Annotated in this window: 13 protein-coding genes; 3 read left to right on the top strand and 10 right to left on the bottom strand. The window is 38.5% G+C overall.

The features are described from left to right. Window positions 1–181: 181 nt before the first annotated feature. Window positions 182–2,188, bottom strand: coding sequence for a beta-galactosidase (locus RBU59_RS19815; protein WP_308144209.1), 2,007 nt, complete (start codon window positions 2,186–2,188; stop codon window positions 182–184). 184 nt (window positions 2,189–2,372) lie between these two features. Here RBU59_RS19815 and RBU59_RS19810 point away from each other — a divergent pair, with 184 nt between their 5' ends. Together RBU59_RS19810 and RBU59_RS19805 are read left to right on the top strand one after the other, a co-directional pair. After that, a complete protein-coding gene (locus tag RBU59_RS19810; protein WP_308144208.1) occupies window positions 2,373–3,182 on the top strand; it encodes a helix-turn-helix transcriptional regulator in 810 nt (269 codons plus the stop codon). Between the two features lie 74 nt (window positions 3,183–3,256). Further along, window positions 3,257–3,775: a ClbS/DfsB family four-helix bundle protein gene (locus tag RBU59_RS19805; RefSeq protein WP_308144207.1), complete on the top strand. Its 519-nt coding sequence runs from the start codon at window positions 3,257–3,259 to the stop codon at window positions 3,773–3,775. Window positions 3,776–4,029: 254 nt separating this feature from the next. Here the strand turns inward: RBU59_RS19805 and RBU59_RS19800 are convergent, their stop codons facing one another. The 7 genes from RBU59_RS19800 to galE all read right to left on the bottom strand — a co-directional run bounded on the left by RBU59_RS19800 (window position 4,030) and on the right by galE (window position 10,456). Next, window positions 4,030–4,542: a deoxyuridine 5'-triphosphate nucleotidohydrolase gene (locus RBU59_RS19800; RefSeq protein WP_308144206.1), complete on the bottom strand. Its 513-nt coding sequence runs from the start codon at window positions 4,540–4,542 to the stop codon at window positions 4,030–4,032. A gap of 256 nt (window positions 4,543–4,798) precedes the next feature. After that, a complete protein-coding gene (locus tag RBU59_RS19795) occupies window positions 4,799–5,572 on the bottom strand; it encodes an MBL fold metallo-hydrolase (RefSeq protein ID WP_308144205.1) in 774 nt (257 codons plus the stop codon). A 214-nt stretch (window positions 5,573–5,786) separates the two neighbouring features. Continuing rightward, a complete protein-coding gene (locus RBU59_RS19790) occupies window positions 5,787–6,668 on the bottom strand; it encodes a LysR family transcriptional regulator (RefSeq protein ID WP_308144204.1) in 882 nt (293 codons plus the stop codon). 3 nt (window positions 6,669–6,671) lie between these two features. Then, entirely contained in the window at window positions 6,672–7,013 is a 342-nt protein-coding gene (locus RBU59_RS19785; protein WP_308144203.1) for an arsenate reductase family protein, read from the bottom strand. 30 nt (window positions 7,014–7,043) lie between these two features. Continuing rightward, the gene (locus tag RBU59_RS19780) at window positions 7,044–7,328 is read right to left on the bottom strand and encodes a GNAT family N-acetyltransferase (protein WP_308144202.1); all 285 of its coding nucleotides are present in this window, start codon (window positions 7,326–7,328) and stop codon (window positions 7,044–7,046) included. Between the two features lie 71 nt (window positions 7,329–7,399). Then, window positions 7,400–8,962 carry an aldehyde dehydrogenase gene (locus tag RBU59_RS19775; protein WP_308144201.1) on the bottom strand — a complete coding sequence of 521 codons (1,563 nt, stop codon included), beginning with the start codon at window positions 8,960–8,962 and terminating at the stop codon, window positions 7,400–7,402. Between the two features lie 480 nt (window positions 8,963–9,442). Continuing rightward, the gene (galE, locus tag RBU59_RS19770) at window positions 9,443–10,456 is read right to left on the bottom strand and encodes a UDP-glucose 4-epimerase GalE (RefSeq protein WP_308144200.1); all 1,014 of its coding nucleotides are present in this window, start codon (window positions 10,454–10,456) and stop codon (window positions 9,443–9,445) included. 275 nt (window positions 10,457–10,731) lie between these two features. On the opposite strand from galE, the gene RBU59_RS19765 reads away from it, so the two are divergent. After that, window positions 10,732–11,562 (top strand): AraC family transcriptional regulator, encoded by an 831-nt coding sequence (locus RBU59_RS19765; RefSeq protein WP_308144199.1) that lies wholly within the window; start codon window positions 10,732–10,734, stop codon window positions 11,560–11,562. A gap of 71 nt (window positions 11,563–11,633) precedes the next feature. Here RBU59_RS19765 and RBU59_RS19760 read toward each other — a convergent pair whose 3' ends face one another. Both RBU59_RS19760 and RBU59_RS19755 read right to left on the bottom strand, forming a co-directional pair. After that, complete coding sequence (locus RBU59_RS19760) at window positions 11,634–13,019, bottom strand: FAD-dependent oxidoreductase (protein ID WP_308144198.1); 1,386 nt, start codon at window positions 13,017–13,019, stop codon at window positions 11,634–11,636. A 177-nt stretch (window positions 13,020–13,196) separates the two neighbouring features. Beyond that, the gene (locus RBU59_RS19755; protein WP_308144197.1) at window positions 13,197–15,776 is read right to left on the bottom strand and encodes a hypothetical protein; all 2,580 of its coding nucleotides are present in this window, start codon (window positions 15,774–15,776) and stop codon (window positions 13,197–13,199) included. Between the last annotated feature and the right edge of the window lie 50 nt (window positions 15,777–15,826).

Raw genomic sequence — 15,826 nt, 5'->3', positions numbered from 1 at the left:
ATGTACCCGATTTTAACATTTTTTCACATTTGGGATGGATTTTGTAATCGTTCTAGAGAAAGAATCTGAATATAAAGCTAATGCATCACTAGCTTAGTACTCTATTCAAAAGAAACAGGCAGATACTTTATAGTATTGCTGCCTGTTTCAAGAATTTTATAAAAATTTAAAAGCCATTATTCTATTCCTCACACACCAGTGCAACATCATATGGTGCGAAAGTAGTTTGAGATGTCAATACATTTCTGGTCAAAATATCCTCTTTTCCCAAGAAGAGCTGTGGAAGCATAAGTGTCTCCCCTGTCAGGTTCATAATAAAGTAGTAGTATTTACCTGCTATGGAACGGCAGGCAATCTCCAGCCTGGTCTCCTCATCAATGACAGGTTTGACTTCTGCCAAAGTTATAACCTGCTCCAAAACTTTATCAAGAGCTTTCGGTTCCGGTTGTGTTCCTACATAATAAACTGTTCCCCGTCCAAATGAATTTTTAGTCACCGCGGGTGAAGCCGCATAAAAATTACTGGTATAATCAGCTAAACTAACCGCACCCTCCAGATGAATAATATCGCATAACAACTGGCACTCAGCTTCCGTACCATCTTTAAAACGCAGCGTATTACTCTGCTCAACGGCAAGGGCATCAATTTCTTCCACCCAGATACCGGCAAGTTTACGTAAGGGACCGGGATAACCGCCCAGATGGACATTATCCGACTGGTCTACGATACCGCTCATAAATCCGGTTACCAATATACCGCCGTTTTTTACATAGTCCTCTAATTTCTGTTTCATTCCATCCTTAACCATATAGAGAACCGGAGCAATTACTGCCTTATATTTGGAGAAATCCGCATCTGCCGGAATCATATCCACTGGGATATTCTTTTCATAAAAGTAACGGTAATATTGATGTATCTGGTCCACATATTTTAAATCCTTATTCGGACCGCTGGTGTATTCCAGTGCCCAGTAGTTATCCCAGTCAAAGAGAATTCCTACCTGAGCAATATTTTCTGCTCCAATAAGCCGGTCACCAAGGGCTTTAAGTTCCTCACCCAGCCTGCTGATTTCTCTGAAAACCCGTGTATTTTCCGTTCCCGCATGTTCAATTACGGCACCATGAAATTTTTCACAGGCACCCACCGAACGGCGAAGTTGGAAAAACTGGATAGTATCTGCGCCATGGGCCATAGTCTGGTAACTCTGTGCACGCATCTGTCCTGGTTTTTTCAGAGAATTGTAGGGCTGCCAGTTTTGCTGGCTTGGCGTTTGCTCCATTAACATAAAAGGCTGCCCTTTCAGCCCGCGCATCAAGTCATGGCGCATAGCCACCATACTCCAGGGTGTGTCATAAGCGGGGTAGCTGTCCCAGGATACAATATCCATCTCTTTTGCCCATTTAAAGTAATCCAGATTCTTGTAAGTTCCCATAAGGTTTGTTGTAATGAGTGTATGAGGATCGAAACTGCGAATAGCGTCACGCTCCATTTTATAATTATTAAGCATACTGTCTGAATTAAAACGGCGGTAATCAATAGACATTCCTGCAAAGGCGGTTCTCTCGTAATCGATTCCCTCACTTAAGGCATTCGGCAGGACTATTTCATCCCAGTCGTAGACTGTATGTCCCCAGAATTCCAAATTCCACGCCTTATTCAGCGCTTCCATGGTTTTGTACTTATCCTTTAGCCAGACACGGAATGCCCTCTCACAGTTTTCGCAAAAACATTCTCCGCCATATTCATTATTGACATGCCAGCAGGTGACATGTTCATTGCTGCCATAACGTTCCGCCAGCTTTCCCGCAAGACGACCGGCAAATTTTTGATAAACCAGGCTGTTGGGACATGCGTTGTGTCTCTGTCCGAATTTATGGTGGTGCCCTTCAAAATCAGTCCGTGCAACTTCCGGATATTTCTTGAACATCCATGCCGGCAATGCTCCTGTGGAAGTTGCCAATACAATATCGTAGTTTTCGCGGCTGAGCATCTCGATTATTTCATCCAGCTCATCAAAATAATATTCATTTTCTGACGGCTGAATCTTTGCCCACGAGAATACATTGATGGTCGCACTATTAATTCCCGCCTTGCGAAAAAGGCGAATATCCTCATCCCAGATTTCTTTCGGCCATTGATTCGGATTATAGTCTCCGCCATATAAAATTCTTTTGAAATTTTTTTTCATACTTACCTCCTAATAGTATATCTCAGACAGACCAGTGACACTGCCATATATAAAGTTTAAAAGTGACCTTTCTATCAGCTTGTCTTCGACAGTTTATTTAAACTATATTATAAATGCTGCTATCTAAAAAATGTATAATATGTTAAACTAAATAATATAACATTATGAAACAGGATGATAGAATATGCCCATTTACTTTGATCTAACCTCACAGGAACTTCCTTTAACCACCGGCAGCATAGGTAACCGCTGGAACCAGGAAAGTGTAAAACGCCAAAACGGTTTCCCCCATTATCATTGGCTACAGACAGAACATGGAGCAGGAGAAGTCGTCATCGAAGAAAAACATCTCCACCTGACGAAAGGGTCCGGTCTTCTGATTGCACCATATATTCCTCATTCCTATCATGCAAATGAGGTAATATGGAAAACCTCATTCGTAACCTTTTCCGGAAAACTGGAGGCTGATATCCATAAAATAGTAGGAAATGACCGTTATATACCTGTAGCAGGGAATACCGCCTTTTCTTCTCAGGGTTGGATTGACCATATAATATCCTTACATGAAACCGGACAAATTAATCCGGTTCAGCTGTCCATTGATTGCTATGCTTTCTTAATGAATGTGAACTGCTCTCGGGATTATCTGGAGCAGCTGGACCACCCACTTTACTTACGATATGTTGCACCGGTAATAAAAGAAATCGAAACAAAATATAATGAGGATATCACGATTCAGAATCTCGCAAATACAGTTTATGTATCTCCCCAATACCTTTCCCGGCTGTTTAAACGATTTCTTGGCTGCGGGACTTACACGTATTTGACCAATTACCGAATGAGCAAAGCAAAAGAACTACTTGCAAACCGCCAGGATCTGGCCATCAGTCGGATAAGCTTTCTTGTGGGTTATCATGATACAAGCCATTTTATCGCAATGTTCAAAAATACAACCGGTTTTACTCCATTGGAATTTCGCCAGCTGCATCATTGATTGAAATCTTACTCTACAAACTTATTAACAGCCAGCTTTAAAGACCATTACAAATAGTACAGGATGTGAAAAATATGCAGGAATATAAAGATAAAGAATCTTTAATAAATGAAATTAAGAAAACTGCGGATCTATTTATTAATGAATATGAAGATGTTGAAGATGCAGACAAGGAACTGCGTTTTGAATTAGTAGATAAAACTCCGCAGGAAATGATAGCCTACCAACTTGGCTGGATGCAATTAATACTCCACTGGGATCAGGATGAGTTGAAGGGCAAGGAAGTAATTACACCTGCTCCCGGTTACAAATGGAATCACCTGGGCGATTTATATCATGAATTTTATAAACAATACCAGGGTTATTCTCTTAAGGAACTGCAACGGATGTTTGTTGATGCGGTTGGTCAATTTACCGAATGGGTCAATACATTGATTGACGATGAACTATTCGGCACGGGCAAAAGGAAGTGGGCATCCTCAACTCCGTCAAATTGGCCGATTTGGAAATGGATTCATATTAATACGGTGGCACCTTTTATATCTTTCCGCAGCAAAATCCGCAAGTGGAAAAAACTAAGAGCTGCAAACTGAGTAGAATTTGGTATAAGTTTCCACTACATGATTTCCATACCAAAGCATTGGGAGTATTAGGTATATAAGGCGAAAGCAGTAATGCCAAAGCAATACTGCTCTTCCTATTCTTTAATACTATGAAATTTTCTATTTTACTGTAACAATACACTTATATTTCATACCGCATACGCAGTATTTAAGTTGGCGGGAAGCACATAAAGTAATTTTTTTATTTTATATTTTTCTACAGGGAACATCGGGCAGGTATCTTTTTATTTCGTAGTACTTCCGAATCCGCCGTTTCTTTTCTCTTCCACTTCATCATCAACAGTGATACCGTATTCTACAAAAATTCCCTGCATAAATCCGGTACCGGCTTGCAGTTCTACCGTTTTTCCTCCATTGGTATCATTTGTAATCTTTGCAAATATATGGCCCTCGTTATCCGAATTAAAATAATCGCTGTCTATAATACCAACCGTATTATCCATCTGGAGACGGAATTTAAATCCAAGACCGCTTCTGGGATAACACTTTAGTACCCAGTTTTCCTCCATTTCTACACGAATTCCGGTAGGTATCTTAATCGACTCACCCGGAGCTAAGGTAAAAGATAAGGGAGTGTTAAAATCATAACCCGCTGATCCTGTTGTTGCACGTTTGGGTAACTTTATTTCTTCATAAACTTTTTTTACTGATTCCTTATCCGCGTCCGGAAAAGTATCAATCCAATCCTTACTAAACTGTTCTAAACTCACTTTATGAAATTTTGCTATTCGTTTCATCCTAAAACCTTTTATATTACAGTTTGCTGCAATACAGCCATATAAAGAAAATATGGCATCCCTTTCTCTAATAGTAATTTATAGGCAACCACGAAACTCAAAACTTGCATTTATATGACATATAATTCATACAATTTTAGAGCTGAATCTTGCCCCTAAAGGCAACTGAAGCTATAAATTTCGTATCAATTGTATGTCATATTTAGATAACTATATTGTTTCGCAATTACCTATTAGTAACTAATACGCCTGTAGATTACAGTTGAATACTAAATTCCTCGAATCGGATTATCCCGCTTCCCTGCTTTAACACTCCTTGCTGGTCAAGCATTTCAAAGCCGTCTTTTACTTTCTGTATTAATTCCGGTTTGATATTGATTTCATTATGTCCAGGCAATATTCTTCTGACAAAATCCAGGTTACTTATTTTATCAACAGATTGCTTAAATTGCAAGGGGTTGGTACTGGGATAAAAAGCGTATAAGGTTCCTTTATAAATTAAATCCCCTGTGAATAAATACCCTCTGTCCTTTTCCCATAAGCAGATATGACCCGGTGAATGTCCCGGCGTATGAATGACAGTGACACTCCTGTTACCTAAATCAATACTATCTCCATCCTCTAAAAGACTGTTTGGATTACCGGTATAAATCTCATAATTTTCAATCTGAAATTCTTTCGGCTTTGGTATCTTGAAAGGCTTACTAATAATATTATATATGATTACCGATTTAGGAATGGGTAATCCGTCTTTTAGCCAGACAGCATCCGCTTTATGTACAGCTATATCATCAAAATAAGCATGCCCGCCGATATGATCCCAGTGAGCATGTGTAGTGACCACCTTAACAGGCAGGTCTGTCAGTTTGTTTACCTCTTTTTTAATATTTCCTATTCCTAACCCGGTATCAATTAAAAGAGCAAGCTTACTTCCCATTAAAAGATAGGAATGTGCCTGTTCCCAATGACCGTATTCACTTATGGCATAAGTATTCTCATCTAGTTGTTCTGTTGTAAACCATTCTTTCATATACCCCCCTCGCATTTCGCACTTTTACTTGCGAAAATGCCTAAATAAAACTTGAATATTACTTGTAATTTTCACTCCATCTCCCTGATAATATTGTAAGTTAGCAAGCAAATATTGCTTGCAATATTTATTAATTAAATGTATCTGAAATATCTATTAATTTATTGACACATATCAATTATAAATATTTATTTCATCGTATCAATTATAATTCTTATTTCATCATATCCAATAATTCTCTGGCTGCGGTTGAAACAGGGTTTTTGTCACTGGTAATAATGCAAAAATTTCTTGCCGGTATTTGCCTTTGAAACTTTAGTTCAAAAAGCTCTCCGCTTCTAATGAACTTTTCTGCAAAGTCTCTGACCACGGAGCCAATACCAAGGTTTCTTAAGGTAAATTGTACTATCATATCACTGGTTGCCAATTCAAACTCAGGCTGCAAGATAACTCCATTATTTTTTAGTATTTCATCGAGGTATCTTCTGGTACTGGTATTTCGTTCCAGACAAATAATCGGTAACTTTTCCAGATCGGCATATTCGAGGGTTCTATCCTTCAGGTTTTGAAATCTGCTGCCTGCAACAAATATATCCCGTATTTCTTTCACCTTTCTGGAATTTATTTCAGCTTTCGCCTGAAATGGAGCACTAACTACTCCAAAATCAATTTTGCCGTCATAGAGATACTCCAAAGTCTCAGGTGTAGGCGCATTGGTAACCGTCACTTTAATTCCCGGATACTTCATATGAAAGGCTTCCAGAAAAGAAAGCAGATAAAATTGGAGTGTCATATCACTTGCACCAATACGGATTTCACCATTTTCCAAATCAATCATCTTTTTAAACTTGGTTTCTCCAAGAAGTATAGTTTCATAACCTCTTGCTATGTAGGAGTATAAAACTTCACCTTCGGGTGTAAGTTTAACTCCTTTCTGGGTACGAATAAACAGATTACTGCCTAAATTAGTTTCTAACAGCTTAATACCCTGACTAACAGCAGGCTGTGAAATACATAATTCTTCTGCTGCACTTGTGAAACTTCCGAATTTAGCAACATAATAGAATATTTTATAATATTCAAGATTCATATTCATGTATTAAACCCAATCCTTCCAGATTTCCGGTCTGAACCCCACCGTTGCCAGCTTTCCGTTTCTTACAATGGGAGTCTGAAACATTCGCGGATGTTCTAAAAGTTTCTCTTCTTTATCTGCTTCATCCGACAAGTATTTCACAAAGTTTTCTTCATATTCTTTAGAGGTTTCATCCATCAACTTGCTTAATCCGCCGACAGCTGATTTAACACTTTTATATTCCCCCATGCTCATTCCGTATTTTCCAAGATCAATAAGCTGATATTTAATTCTTCTTTCTTTAAAATATCGTTCTGCTTTCTTTGTATCAAAGCATTTTGATTTACCAAATATTTGTATATTCATCACCGCTCCTAAAACAGCTTTTAAACTTTTTTAATAGTCCTTGCTTAATAGCAAATCCCTGTACTGTATATTTTTCTCAAACCATTTTACTGCATAAGAACAGGTAAGATTTGCTTTCTTATTCTCTTCTTTTAACTGTTGTACCACTTCCTCCATTAATTTTCCTGCAATTCCTTGACCCCTCAAGGAATCATCTACATAGGTATGATCAATATTCACTGCATTTTCAGAAATTGCCGGAAAGGTTACCTCCGCAATCATATTACCATTCTCATCGTTAAGATAGATTCGGTTACTTTCATGTTTAAATTCCATAGTATCTCCTTTCTTATAATACCAGCTCCTTTTTCATAATACCAGTTTAGGTAGCTGGGCGGCTAAATCTTTCATCTTAGAAAAAATCGGATTAACTTCTCATTTTCTTTGGTATAAGGATGATAACGCATAGGAAGATCAATCCAGTTTGCTTTTTTTACGATACTTTTCATATGGCTGAAAGTTTCAAAGCTGTATTTACCATGATAGCTTCCCATCCCGCTTTCACCTACACCGCCAAATCCCATATATGGTGTTGCCAGATGTATAATGGTATCATTAATACATCCGCCTCCGAACGAAACATTTTTTAATATGGATCGTTCCGTTTTTTTATCTGTTGTAAACAGATATAAAGCTAATGGTTTAGGTCTACTGTTTACATAACCAGTTACTTCTTTTATATTCTTATAAGTCATAATCGGCAGAACGGGCCCAAATATTTCTTCCTGCATTATTTTAGAATCCGGGATAATTCCATCTAAAATAGTGGGTGCGATCTGATACACTTTATTCTCTGTATCAGTTATCTTAGAATTATAATTATCTTCATAACTTTTACTATCCTTAGATAACTTATTAACCTCAGGGCTATTGTTACCCTTAGATATAGTGTCATCTTCAGAGGTATTTTTATTCTTAGAACTATTATCATCTTCAGAAATTTTATTATCCTTAGATAAATTATTATCTTCAAAATTTTTGATAATACCATAACCGCCCGTTAGAATGTGTTCGCCCTCAATTAATCCAATAATTCTCTTATAATGTTTTTCATTAATAATTTTAGGGTAATCCGGATTATCCAAAGGATTTTCACCAAAAAATACCTTTATATATTTATTAAGTAAATTAACAAGCTTTTCTTTAATTTCCTCCTGTACATACAAATAGTCAGGAGCTACACAAGTCTGCCCGGAGTTAATAAATTTACCAAAGGCAATTCTTTTTGCGGCTAAATCAAGATCCGCCGTTTTGTCAACGATACAAGGACTTTTTCCTCCTAGTTCCAGGCTGATGGGAGTTAAATGCTTCGCTGCTTTTTCCATAACCAGTTTTCCTACCTCAACTCCTCCGGTAAAGAAAATATAATCAAATTTCTGATCTAATAACTCCGTATTTTCCTTTCTGCCTCCCTGTATTACCCTAACATATTTGGGTGGAAAACACCCGGTTAGAAGGTCAGCCATAACACGTGATACATTGGGTGCATAAGCCGACGGTTTAAGAATAACGCAGTTTCCTGCTGCTATGGCTCCTACCAGAGGGGCAATGCTTAACTGAAACGGATAATTCCAAGGTGACATAATTAATACAACTCCATAAGGCTCCGGTAAAATAAAACTTCTGCCATAAAATTGAGCCAGTGGCGTTTTAACGTACCTGGCGGCTGACCACTTTGACAGATGATTTATTAATGTTTTGATTTCATCTAAAACAATTCCGATTTCCGTCATGTAACTTTCAAATCCGGATTTGTTTAAATCTTTCTTAAGTGCCTCTGCAATTTGATTTTCATTATTAATAATTGCCATCCTTAGTTTCTTCAGCGCATTCTTTCGAAAAGAAACCGATCTGGTTGAACCGGTATTAAAAAATTCCCTTTGCCCTACTAGAATTTCCTGAACCGTCATTGCTTATAAACCCTCCATTCTGCAGATACCCGCGAATTAGGACGTTAGCACAAATTTGCTATGTGAAAAACAGCGTCCTTTGCTATTCTTTTTTGCCTCGCAGGTCTTTTGCGAGACTATTTACACTAGCGCTCTATTTCTTTTATTTTAAGATGTTTGATTTATAAATGCAAGGTAATATTTGTTTTTCTTTCTATTCGAATTCTCTAATTGTTACTGTTCACTCCCCTGCAAAAAGCAGCAATTCGGTGAACAGTAACCTTTAATTTCTTTTATAACAGTATAACCTTTTCATCGCTGGTTATAATATTTTGACCGTAACTTTAGGGAAGGTGGATTGAAGAAATTGATAACCGGACCGTTTTAAATTCAAACGGTCCGGTTATATTTTCTGACTGTGCCGAACGTAAAGGCACAAAAGAAAGTATATCACATAAGTCTATAATAGAACATTACAAAGGATTCTCATGTTCTTAGGATTCACTCTGTACTAACTGCGTAATTCTTTTTAATATAATTCCAACTGTCCCTGCACATATCCTCCAGGCTAAGTTCGGTCTTCCAGCCAAGCTCTTTATCTGCTTTACTGACATCGGCATAACTTTCATCAATATCACCCGGACGTCTTTTACTGATTTCCCTTTTCAACTTAATTCCGTTAACTGTTTCAAAAGTGGTAATCAGCTTTAGAACAGAGCTTCCTTTTCCGGTTCCCAGGTTATAGATTTCTGTTCCCGTCAAAAAGTCAAGCTTTTCCAGCGCTTTAACGTGTCCTTTCACAAGGTCACATACATGAATATAATCACGCACACCCGTTCCGTCTGCTGTCCGGTAATCCGTTCCGCATATTTTGATTGATGGTAATTTTCCTGCTGCTGCCTGGCATAGATAAGGCATCAGATTGTTAGGGATACCCTCCGGTTTTTCACCAATCAGTCCGCTGGGATGGGCACCGATTGGATTGAAATATCTTAGTATTGCCGCTTTCATATCTTTCTCAGCTGTTGTAAAATCCTTTAATATCTGTTCAATCATAATTTTTGTCCAACCATAGGGATTGGTTGCAGATAGTAACATTTCTTCTTTATATGGCACCGGATTATTTAATCCGTATACGGTTGCAGAAGAACTGAATACGATTTTATACACACCATATCTTTTCATACATTCTAACAGATTTAATGTTCCCCCGATGTTATTCTGATAATACGGGATTGGATTTGCAATTGATTCCGGAACACATTTTAAGCCTGCACAATGAATTACTGCTGAAATAGCATTTTCCCGAAAGACCATCTCCATCTGGTGCTTATCTCGTAAATCACAATCGTAGCTTAGAAAGCTTTTTCCTGCTATTTGTTGCATAATCCGAATAACGTTACGGTCAGAATTACAATAATTATCGATTATAATAATATCATAGCCATTGTTTAACAATTCAATACCTATATGGGACCCAATATAACCGGCTCCACCTGTTATGAGGATTTTCATGGGATTTCTCCTTTATTATTATTAACTTGTAAATCGATTTACTGTAATTACAGTATATCTTTTTGCAAATGAATCCGCAATTAACTAATGTTGTAATTATATGGATTATTATTGCATTTTAATCCTACTCATCCTATAATCATTATTAAAGGGGTTTCCGGGTCAGCTAAGCTGTTGTTTTAATCTTATACCAGCTATATCGTATTAAAATAATACCAATTCTACTTCCTGCGAAATCCAGCCCAATAAACCAATCATAAAAAAGGAGAAATATTATGCCGGAAAACAATAAATTATCCTTTCATTCAAATGGAGATGATGTCCTTTCCCTCCGTGTTTACAATGTCGGAATGGAAAAGTGTAAAAGCCTGTATCAGTGGGGTCCGGGAATCCGCAACTTCTATTTAATTCATCATGTTATCACCGGAAAAGGAGTCTATCAGACCGGAAAGTCGATTTATGAAATCGGAGCCGGAAATACCTTTCTCATCTATCCGAATACCGAAGTAACTTACTATGCCGATGAAAATGATCCTTGGGAATATTATTGGGTTGGTTTTAATGGTAACGATGCAGGTATAATACTAAATCAGACCGCTTTCACAAAGGATAATCCAGTAATTTATACCGATTTAGAAAATAACTTTACCTCTCTGCTGACAGATATATTTAATTCAAAAGGCAACGATGCTTTCTCCAAAATCAGGATGTCAGGTTTACTGATGCTGGCACTTTCTTCCTTTGTGAAGACAGAATCACAGAAACAAGTGAATCATAATGTATCAGCAATATATCTGATCAAAGCAATGGAATACATAGAACAAAATTACTCTAGGCACCTGACTGTACAGGATGTTGCTGATTATACAGGTATAAGCAGAAGCCAATTATACAGGCTCTTTATGGGACAATACCGGCAATCACCGATCCACATTATTATGGAATATCGTATCCGCCAGGCCTGCCAGTTATTAAGTACCACAAAATTATCCATAAGTTCCGTTGGGTATTCCGTTGGGTTTGAGGATAGTCTTTATTTTTCCAGAGTATTTAAAAAAATTATGGGTTTTTCTCCAAAGGAATATATACGTCAAATTTTTGCTTAAGAATACCATCACCTCCTTTGACTCAATTTTATGACCATTAATCAACCTTAATCTTTAATACATTATAATAGTTATCCAAGGAATACATTCTGTTCCCGAAGTGTCTTCTGCAGCTCCTTAACATCCAGTTCCCGGGGTTGTATTCCCTCCCTGGCACAAATAGCCGCGGCAGTACCGACGGCCTGGCCCTGTGCCATACAAGATACGGTATTGCGGGTAGACATATGTGCTTCCCATTCACTGGTTATCAACCTGCCGGCCACTAAAAGTCCGTCTATAGCTTTTGGTAATAAGGCACGGTACGGAATTCCATAATATCCACCGTTTTTAATCATAATTCTTGGTGCACAATCATGAAATCCATATAGCATAACTTCATCATCAAAACGTTTTCCTTCTACAATTTCCTCCAAAGACATATCATGTTCACATTCCACCACACGGGTATAACGCACTCCAATGCTGTCCGGTGTCCAATTGACATAAGCTTTTTCAAAACCGGGAATATGTTCCTTTAACATTTTTGCAAATGTCATTACCTGATGCCTAAGTATAATCGCAGCATTTGATAGTATTTCTGTGTCTGTCGCATCAATATTGCGCAAAGTAGCGGAGTTTATATAGGTAAAATTACCTTCATAAATGGAAAACCCAAGTGGCCCCCACATACCGGACTTATCCATAAATTCTTTAAAAACAGGAATTTTCTTCAAATCAAAACCTAAACGCAGGATATCATCTGTTTCACTGCCCTTGTCTGAACGGACAAGCTGGGTGATCATATCCCGCTCCTCCAAAAACTTAACAAGCCGCGGCAGATCCACATTAAGCATACCAAAGGGCATCCCAGCAGAAGTTGTGTCATGCTTCTTTTTAAAACCGGCACCGGAGAAAGCAGCAACGTCACCATCACCGGTCGTATCAATTACTGTCTTAGCCATAACCGCCTCACGGCCGGACTTTCCTTCTATAATTAAACCTTTTACAACATTGCCTTCTTTCATTACACCCGATACCATGGTATGTAATAAAACTTTTACGTTACACTCTTCCATCATTTGAAAGGCAACATCCTTAAATATTTCCCAGTCTATCAGGGTAATTACAGAATCATAATTACCGCCTTTATCCTGATCCAGATGTCCCGGAGAACCACCGCAGGCTTTCATACGTTCAATAATTTCACCCGGAATTCCCCGTACTACCTGAAGTTTCTCCACGCCCTCAAATGCTTTATATAAATTAAAAAAACTGTGTAAAGGACCTGCTCCATTTACCATGGTCCCTCCTAAGAAGCCATACCGATCAATGAGAATCGTCCTGGCACCGTTTCTTGCGGCGGCAATTGCTGCTACAATACCTGCCGTACCTCCGCCGGCAACAACCGTATCGCATTCATAGCGGATACGGGTTTTTAAATTTTCTGTAATATATTTTTCACTCATTAAAATAACCATACCTTTCTCATAACCTGCGAACTCTGATCCGCAGGAACAAATTTATATGCTAAAATTCATTTTTACACTAAAATATTTTGTTGCTGGCTCCAGCTTAAATTCTGATGAAAAGCCATTCTGTTACTTCAGAAGCCTCGTGTTAACGACTTTTGGCTCACACGTTCTTGGCGAGACTATTTACACTACCTGTCTTTCGACTTTAATAACATGATACGGAAAAAGAAATTCCGGATGGTAAATACCCGGATACATGGTACAGTCACCGGAAGCTTCCTGTACAGTAATATACAGCATAAGGTCCCACTGAGCCGTTATATAATCCGCAGGAATTACCGCTTTATATTCCTCACCGTCCGGGTACATTTTTATAGAATGAAACAGCCCCTCTGTCTGATCTACGTGGCGGTAATGCAGGAGCGGAAGCTCATGTATATGGGTATTACCAACAATACTTACTTTTACCTTTAAACTTTCTAAAGCATTAATTTTATCAGGAAATACTGATTTTATTTTTATCTCTTCACCAGGTAAATAGGTATTCATAAGAGAATCATCCTTCTTAATTTGGTTTTGGATAATAATTTTTTCCAGGGTATCCTGATCAGCCACTAATTCGCAAGTCAGATCATCCCAGGTACCCCGGCGGGTCTTAGAACCAGCCGAACCAAAATTTAAGTCATCATAATAAACTTTAAGTCCAAGCTCAGCCAAAGCCTTCCAGTGTTTTACCGCATTATTTAATAGCAGACTGCAATCAGACAGATACCCGGCTTTATTGGAGAATCGCCAATAGGCAAGTGCTAAAGCTGCCTTTATTTTGTAAGCATGATAACGCGAAAACTCTATCAGCATTGTTAAATCTGTAATCATCGCCAGATATTCCGCCTTATCCTGGTTACCATCGAACTCCTTTAATAAAACTAACGAATTCTCTACCTGATGTGCTAGATCATCAAGCCATTCAGAATATTGTACCGGTGAATATTTTCCGGAAAATTCCCCTCTTACCAAAGCATAAGCGTATTCATCAATGCCATAAAACAAACCGTGATCACTTGGTTCGGTTGAACCATAGGTTATATCTTTTTGATAATCATAGTCTTCGGTCTTATTTAAATTATTTTCGGCAAATAGAGCCCAGCCTGTATTCATTTCGGTCCAATACCGAAGAGACGGATGAACCGGCATGTGCACGGTCGTGACCAATGGTATAATCTTACTGGCTGCCCCTAAGGCTTGTTCTAAAATCAGGCCGGATTTCTCACCAAAACGGGAAATAAACTCCTCTGCCCACACTTCGCAAGCTGTATCGGAATTGTAACCCAGGCGTCCGAAGACGGTATACCACATCCAAAATCTTTCGTCTTCCCACCTGCCGGAACGTAAACCCGGATCTTTAAACGTATTCCAGGCCTCTTTGTGGGATAACTCGTGACCGTATTTTAAAGATAACGGCGCATTTACCTGAAAGCCTGTGGAACCGGATAAGCTGCAACTTTTAGAAAAACGTTTTGCATAATCCGCATCGCCCCATAAGAATAGATTGGTAGAGCCATAATTCCATAGACGGTAAATTACATTATAATATTTTGGTTTTTTTAACATATTTGCATAGGAATACCGCCTTGAATGGTTATAATTATCCAGTTGCGCAAGCTCTTCGCTGCGCATAACCGACAGGTGGTAAGGTAGGGCAGCATGCTCACACCAGTATTTAGTAGGTACTTCTACTTTTAGGCCTCTGGAAAATGCATGGGCTATCATAGAATCGGTGAGTCCTTTCGCCCGAAGATCCAAGGTCATATCTTTCCCTAATTCCAAAGAGGCATCTGCAACGGCATCCGTACAATGGTTCCAAAAGTCTTCTGCCGACACCTGTGTACCCACACCAGATTCATGATTAACCCGAAACTGAATTATATCAATATCCGGAACAGCCTTTATTATAGCTTTCAAACCCTCATAACAATAAGCATTCAATTCCTGTTCGCCTTTTGGAAGCCCCTCAACCAGTTGATCCTGTGCTGTTGTCCAGGGTCTCTGCTGCCAGGTCGCCAATATAAATTTCATTCCGTACTTATGGCATAATGCTGCTATGTTACGTAATGCCTCCAAATTTTTATTCCTGTCTTCTCTGTTATATGACGTTACCTTTATATGTTCATATCCCTCTGCCTGTAAAAAGAAAGGATACGGAGGTGACATATACGCCGTATCAAAACCGATAATCAGACAAAACCGGTTAAATCTTGCTCTTGCAAGACGTGGTAAATAATAATTCCAGAAATCCTCCGACAGAAACCATTCATTATCAAGATGTCCCAATAGATATCGGTCCAGGCATCTTACTTTATTCTCCGGCGCCTCTGTATAACTTTCAGTTTTATTAAGTGCAGCCAAACCCTTACTTCGTATCTTTCGTGCCATATCAAGAAGCAGGTACATCAATCCCACATCATCCGCCCCCGTAAGTACCAGGGCCTTTCCATTCTGTGTATCACACCACTCACAGATAATACTTTCCGGTTCACGTAACATATCTATTCCATTGCTTTCAAGTAATACCTGAATACGCTGATCCAAGATGGTGCCAATGACCACAATATAATCTTCGCTTCTATCCCACTGAATCCAGTGGTTATAGATATGTAACTTTACTCCCTTGTCGGCTAAAGCTTCTTCAAATTCTTTCTTCCCAAATAAAGAGCTGTTATTAACATCTAAATAACACACGGATAGATAAATATCCTCATTCATATATTCAATTCTCCTTTATTTCTGTATCAAATAGCTATTAAAATCTCTGT

The sequence above is a fragment of the Anaerocolumna sp. MB42-C2 genome, assembly GCF_030913705.1.
Taxonomy (GTDB): domain Bacteria; phylum Bacillota; class Clostridia; order Lachnospirales; family Lachnospiraceae; genus Anaerocolumna.
The sequence above is the reverse complement of the archived record's forward strand: the minus strand, read 5'-3'. Positions and strand labels throughout refer to the sequence as shown.

Bases quoted from the DNA above. Each gene is read 5' to 3' on its own strand.
- RBU59_RS19815 (WP_308144209.1), bottom strand. From the start codon at position 2,188: ATGAAAAAAAATTTCAAAAGAATTTTATATGGCGGAGACTATAATCCG.
- RBU59_RS19810 (WP_308144208.1), top strand. From the start codon at position 2,373: ATGCCCATTTACTTTGATCTAACCTCACAGGAACTTCCTTTAACCACC.
- RBU59_RS19805 (WP_308144207.1), top strand. From the start codon at position 3,257: ATGCAGGAATATAAAGATAAAGAATCTTTAATAAATGAAATTAAGAAA.
- RBU59_RS19800 (WP_308144206.1), bottom strand. From the start codon at position 4,542: ATGAAACGAATAGCAAAATTTCATAAAGTGAGTTTAGAACAGTTTAGT.
- RBU59_RS19795 (WP_308144205.1), bottom strand. From the start codon at position 5,572: ATGAAAGAATGGTTTACAACAGAACAACTAGATGAGAATACTTATGCC.
- RBU59_RS19790 (WP_308144204.1), bottom strand. From the start codon at position 6,668: ATGAATATGAATCTTGAATATTATAAAATATTCTATTATGTTGCTAAA.
- RBU59_RS19785 (WP_308144203.1), bottom strand. From the start codon at position 7,013: ATGAATATACAAATATTTGGTAAATCAAAATGCTTTGATACAAAGAAA.
- RBU59_RS19780 (WP_308144202.1), bottom strand. From the start codon at position 7,328: ATGGAATTTAAACATGAAAGTAACCGAATCTATCTTAACGATGAGAAT.
- RBU59_RS19775 (WP_308144201.1), bottom strand. From the start codon at position 8,962: ATGACGGTTCAGGAAATTCTAGTAGGGCAAAGGGAATTTTTTAATACC.
- galE (WP_308144200.1), bottom strand. From the start codon at position 10,456: ATGAAAATCCTCATAACAGGTGGAGCCGGTTATATTGGGTCCCATATA.
- RBU59_RS19765 (WP_308144199.1), top strand. From the start codon at position 10,732: ATGCCGGAAAACAATAAATTATCCTTTCATTCAAATGGAGATGATGTC.
- RBU59_RS19760 (WP_308144198.1), bottom strand. From the start codon at position 13,019: ATGGTTATTTTAATGAGTGAAAAATATATTACAGAAAATTTAAAAACC.
- RBU59_RS19755 (WP_308144197.1), bottom strand. From the start codon at position 15,776: ATGAATGAGGATATTTATCTATCCGTGTGTTATTTAGATGTTAATAAC.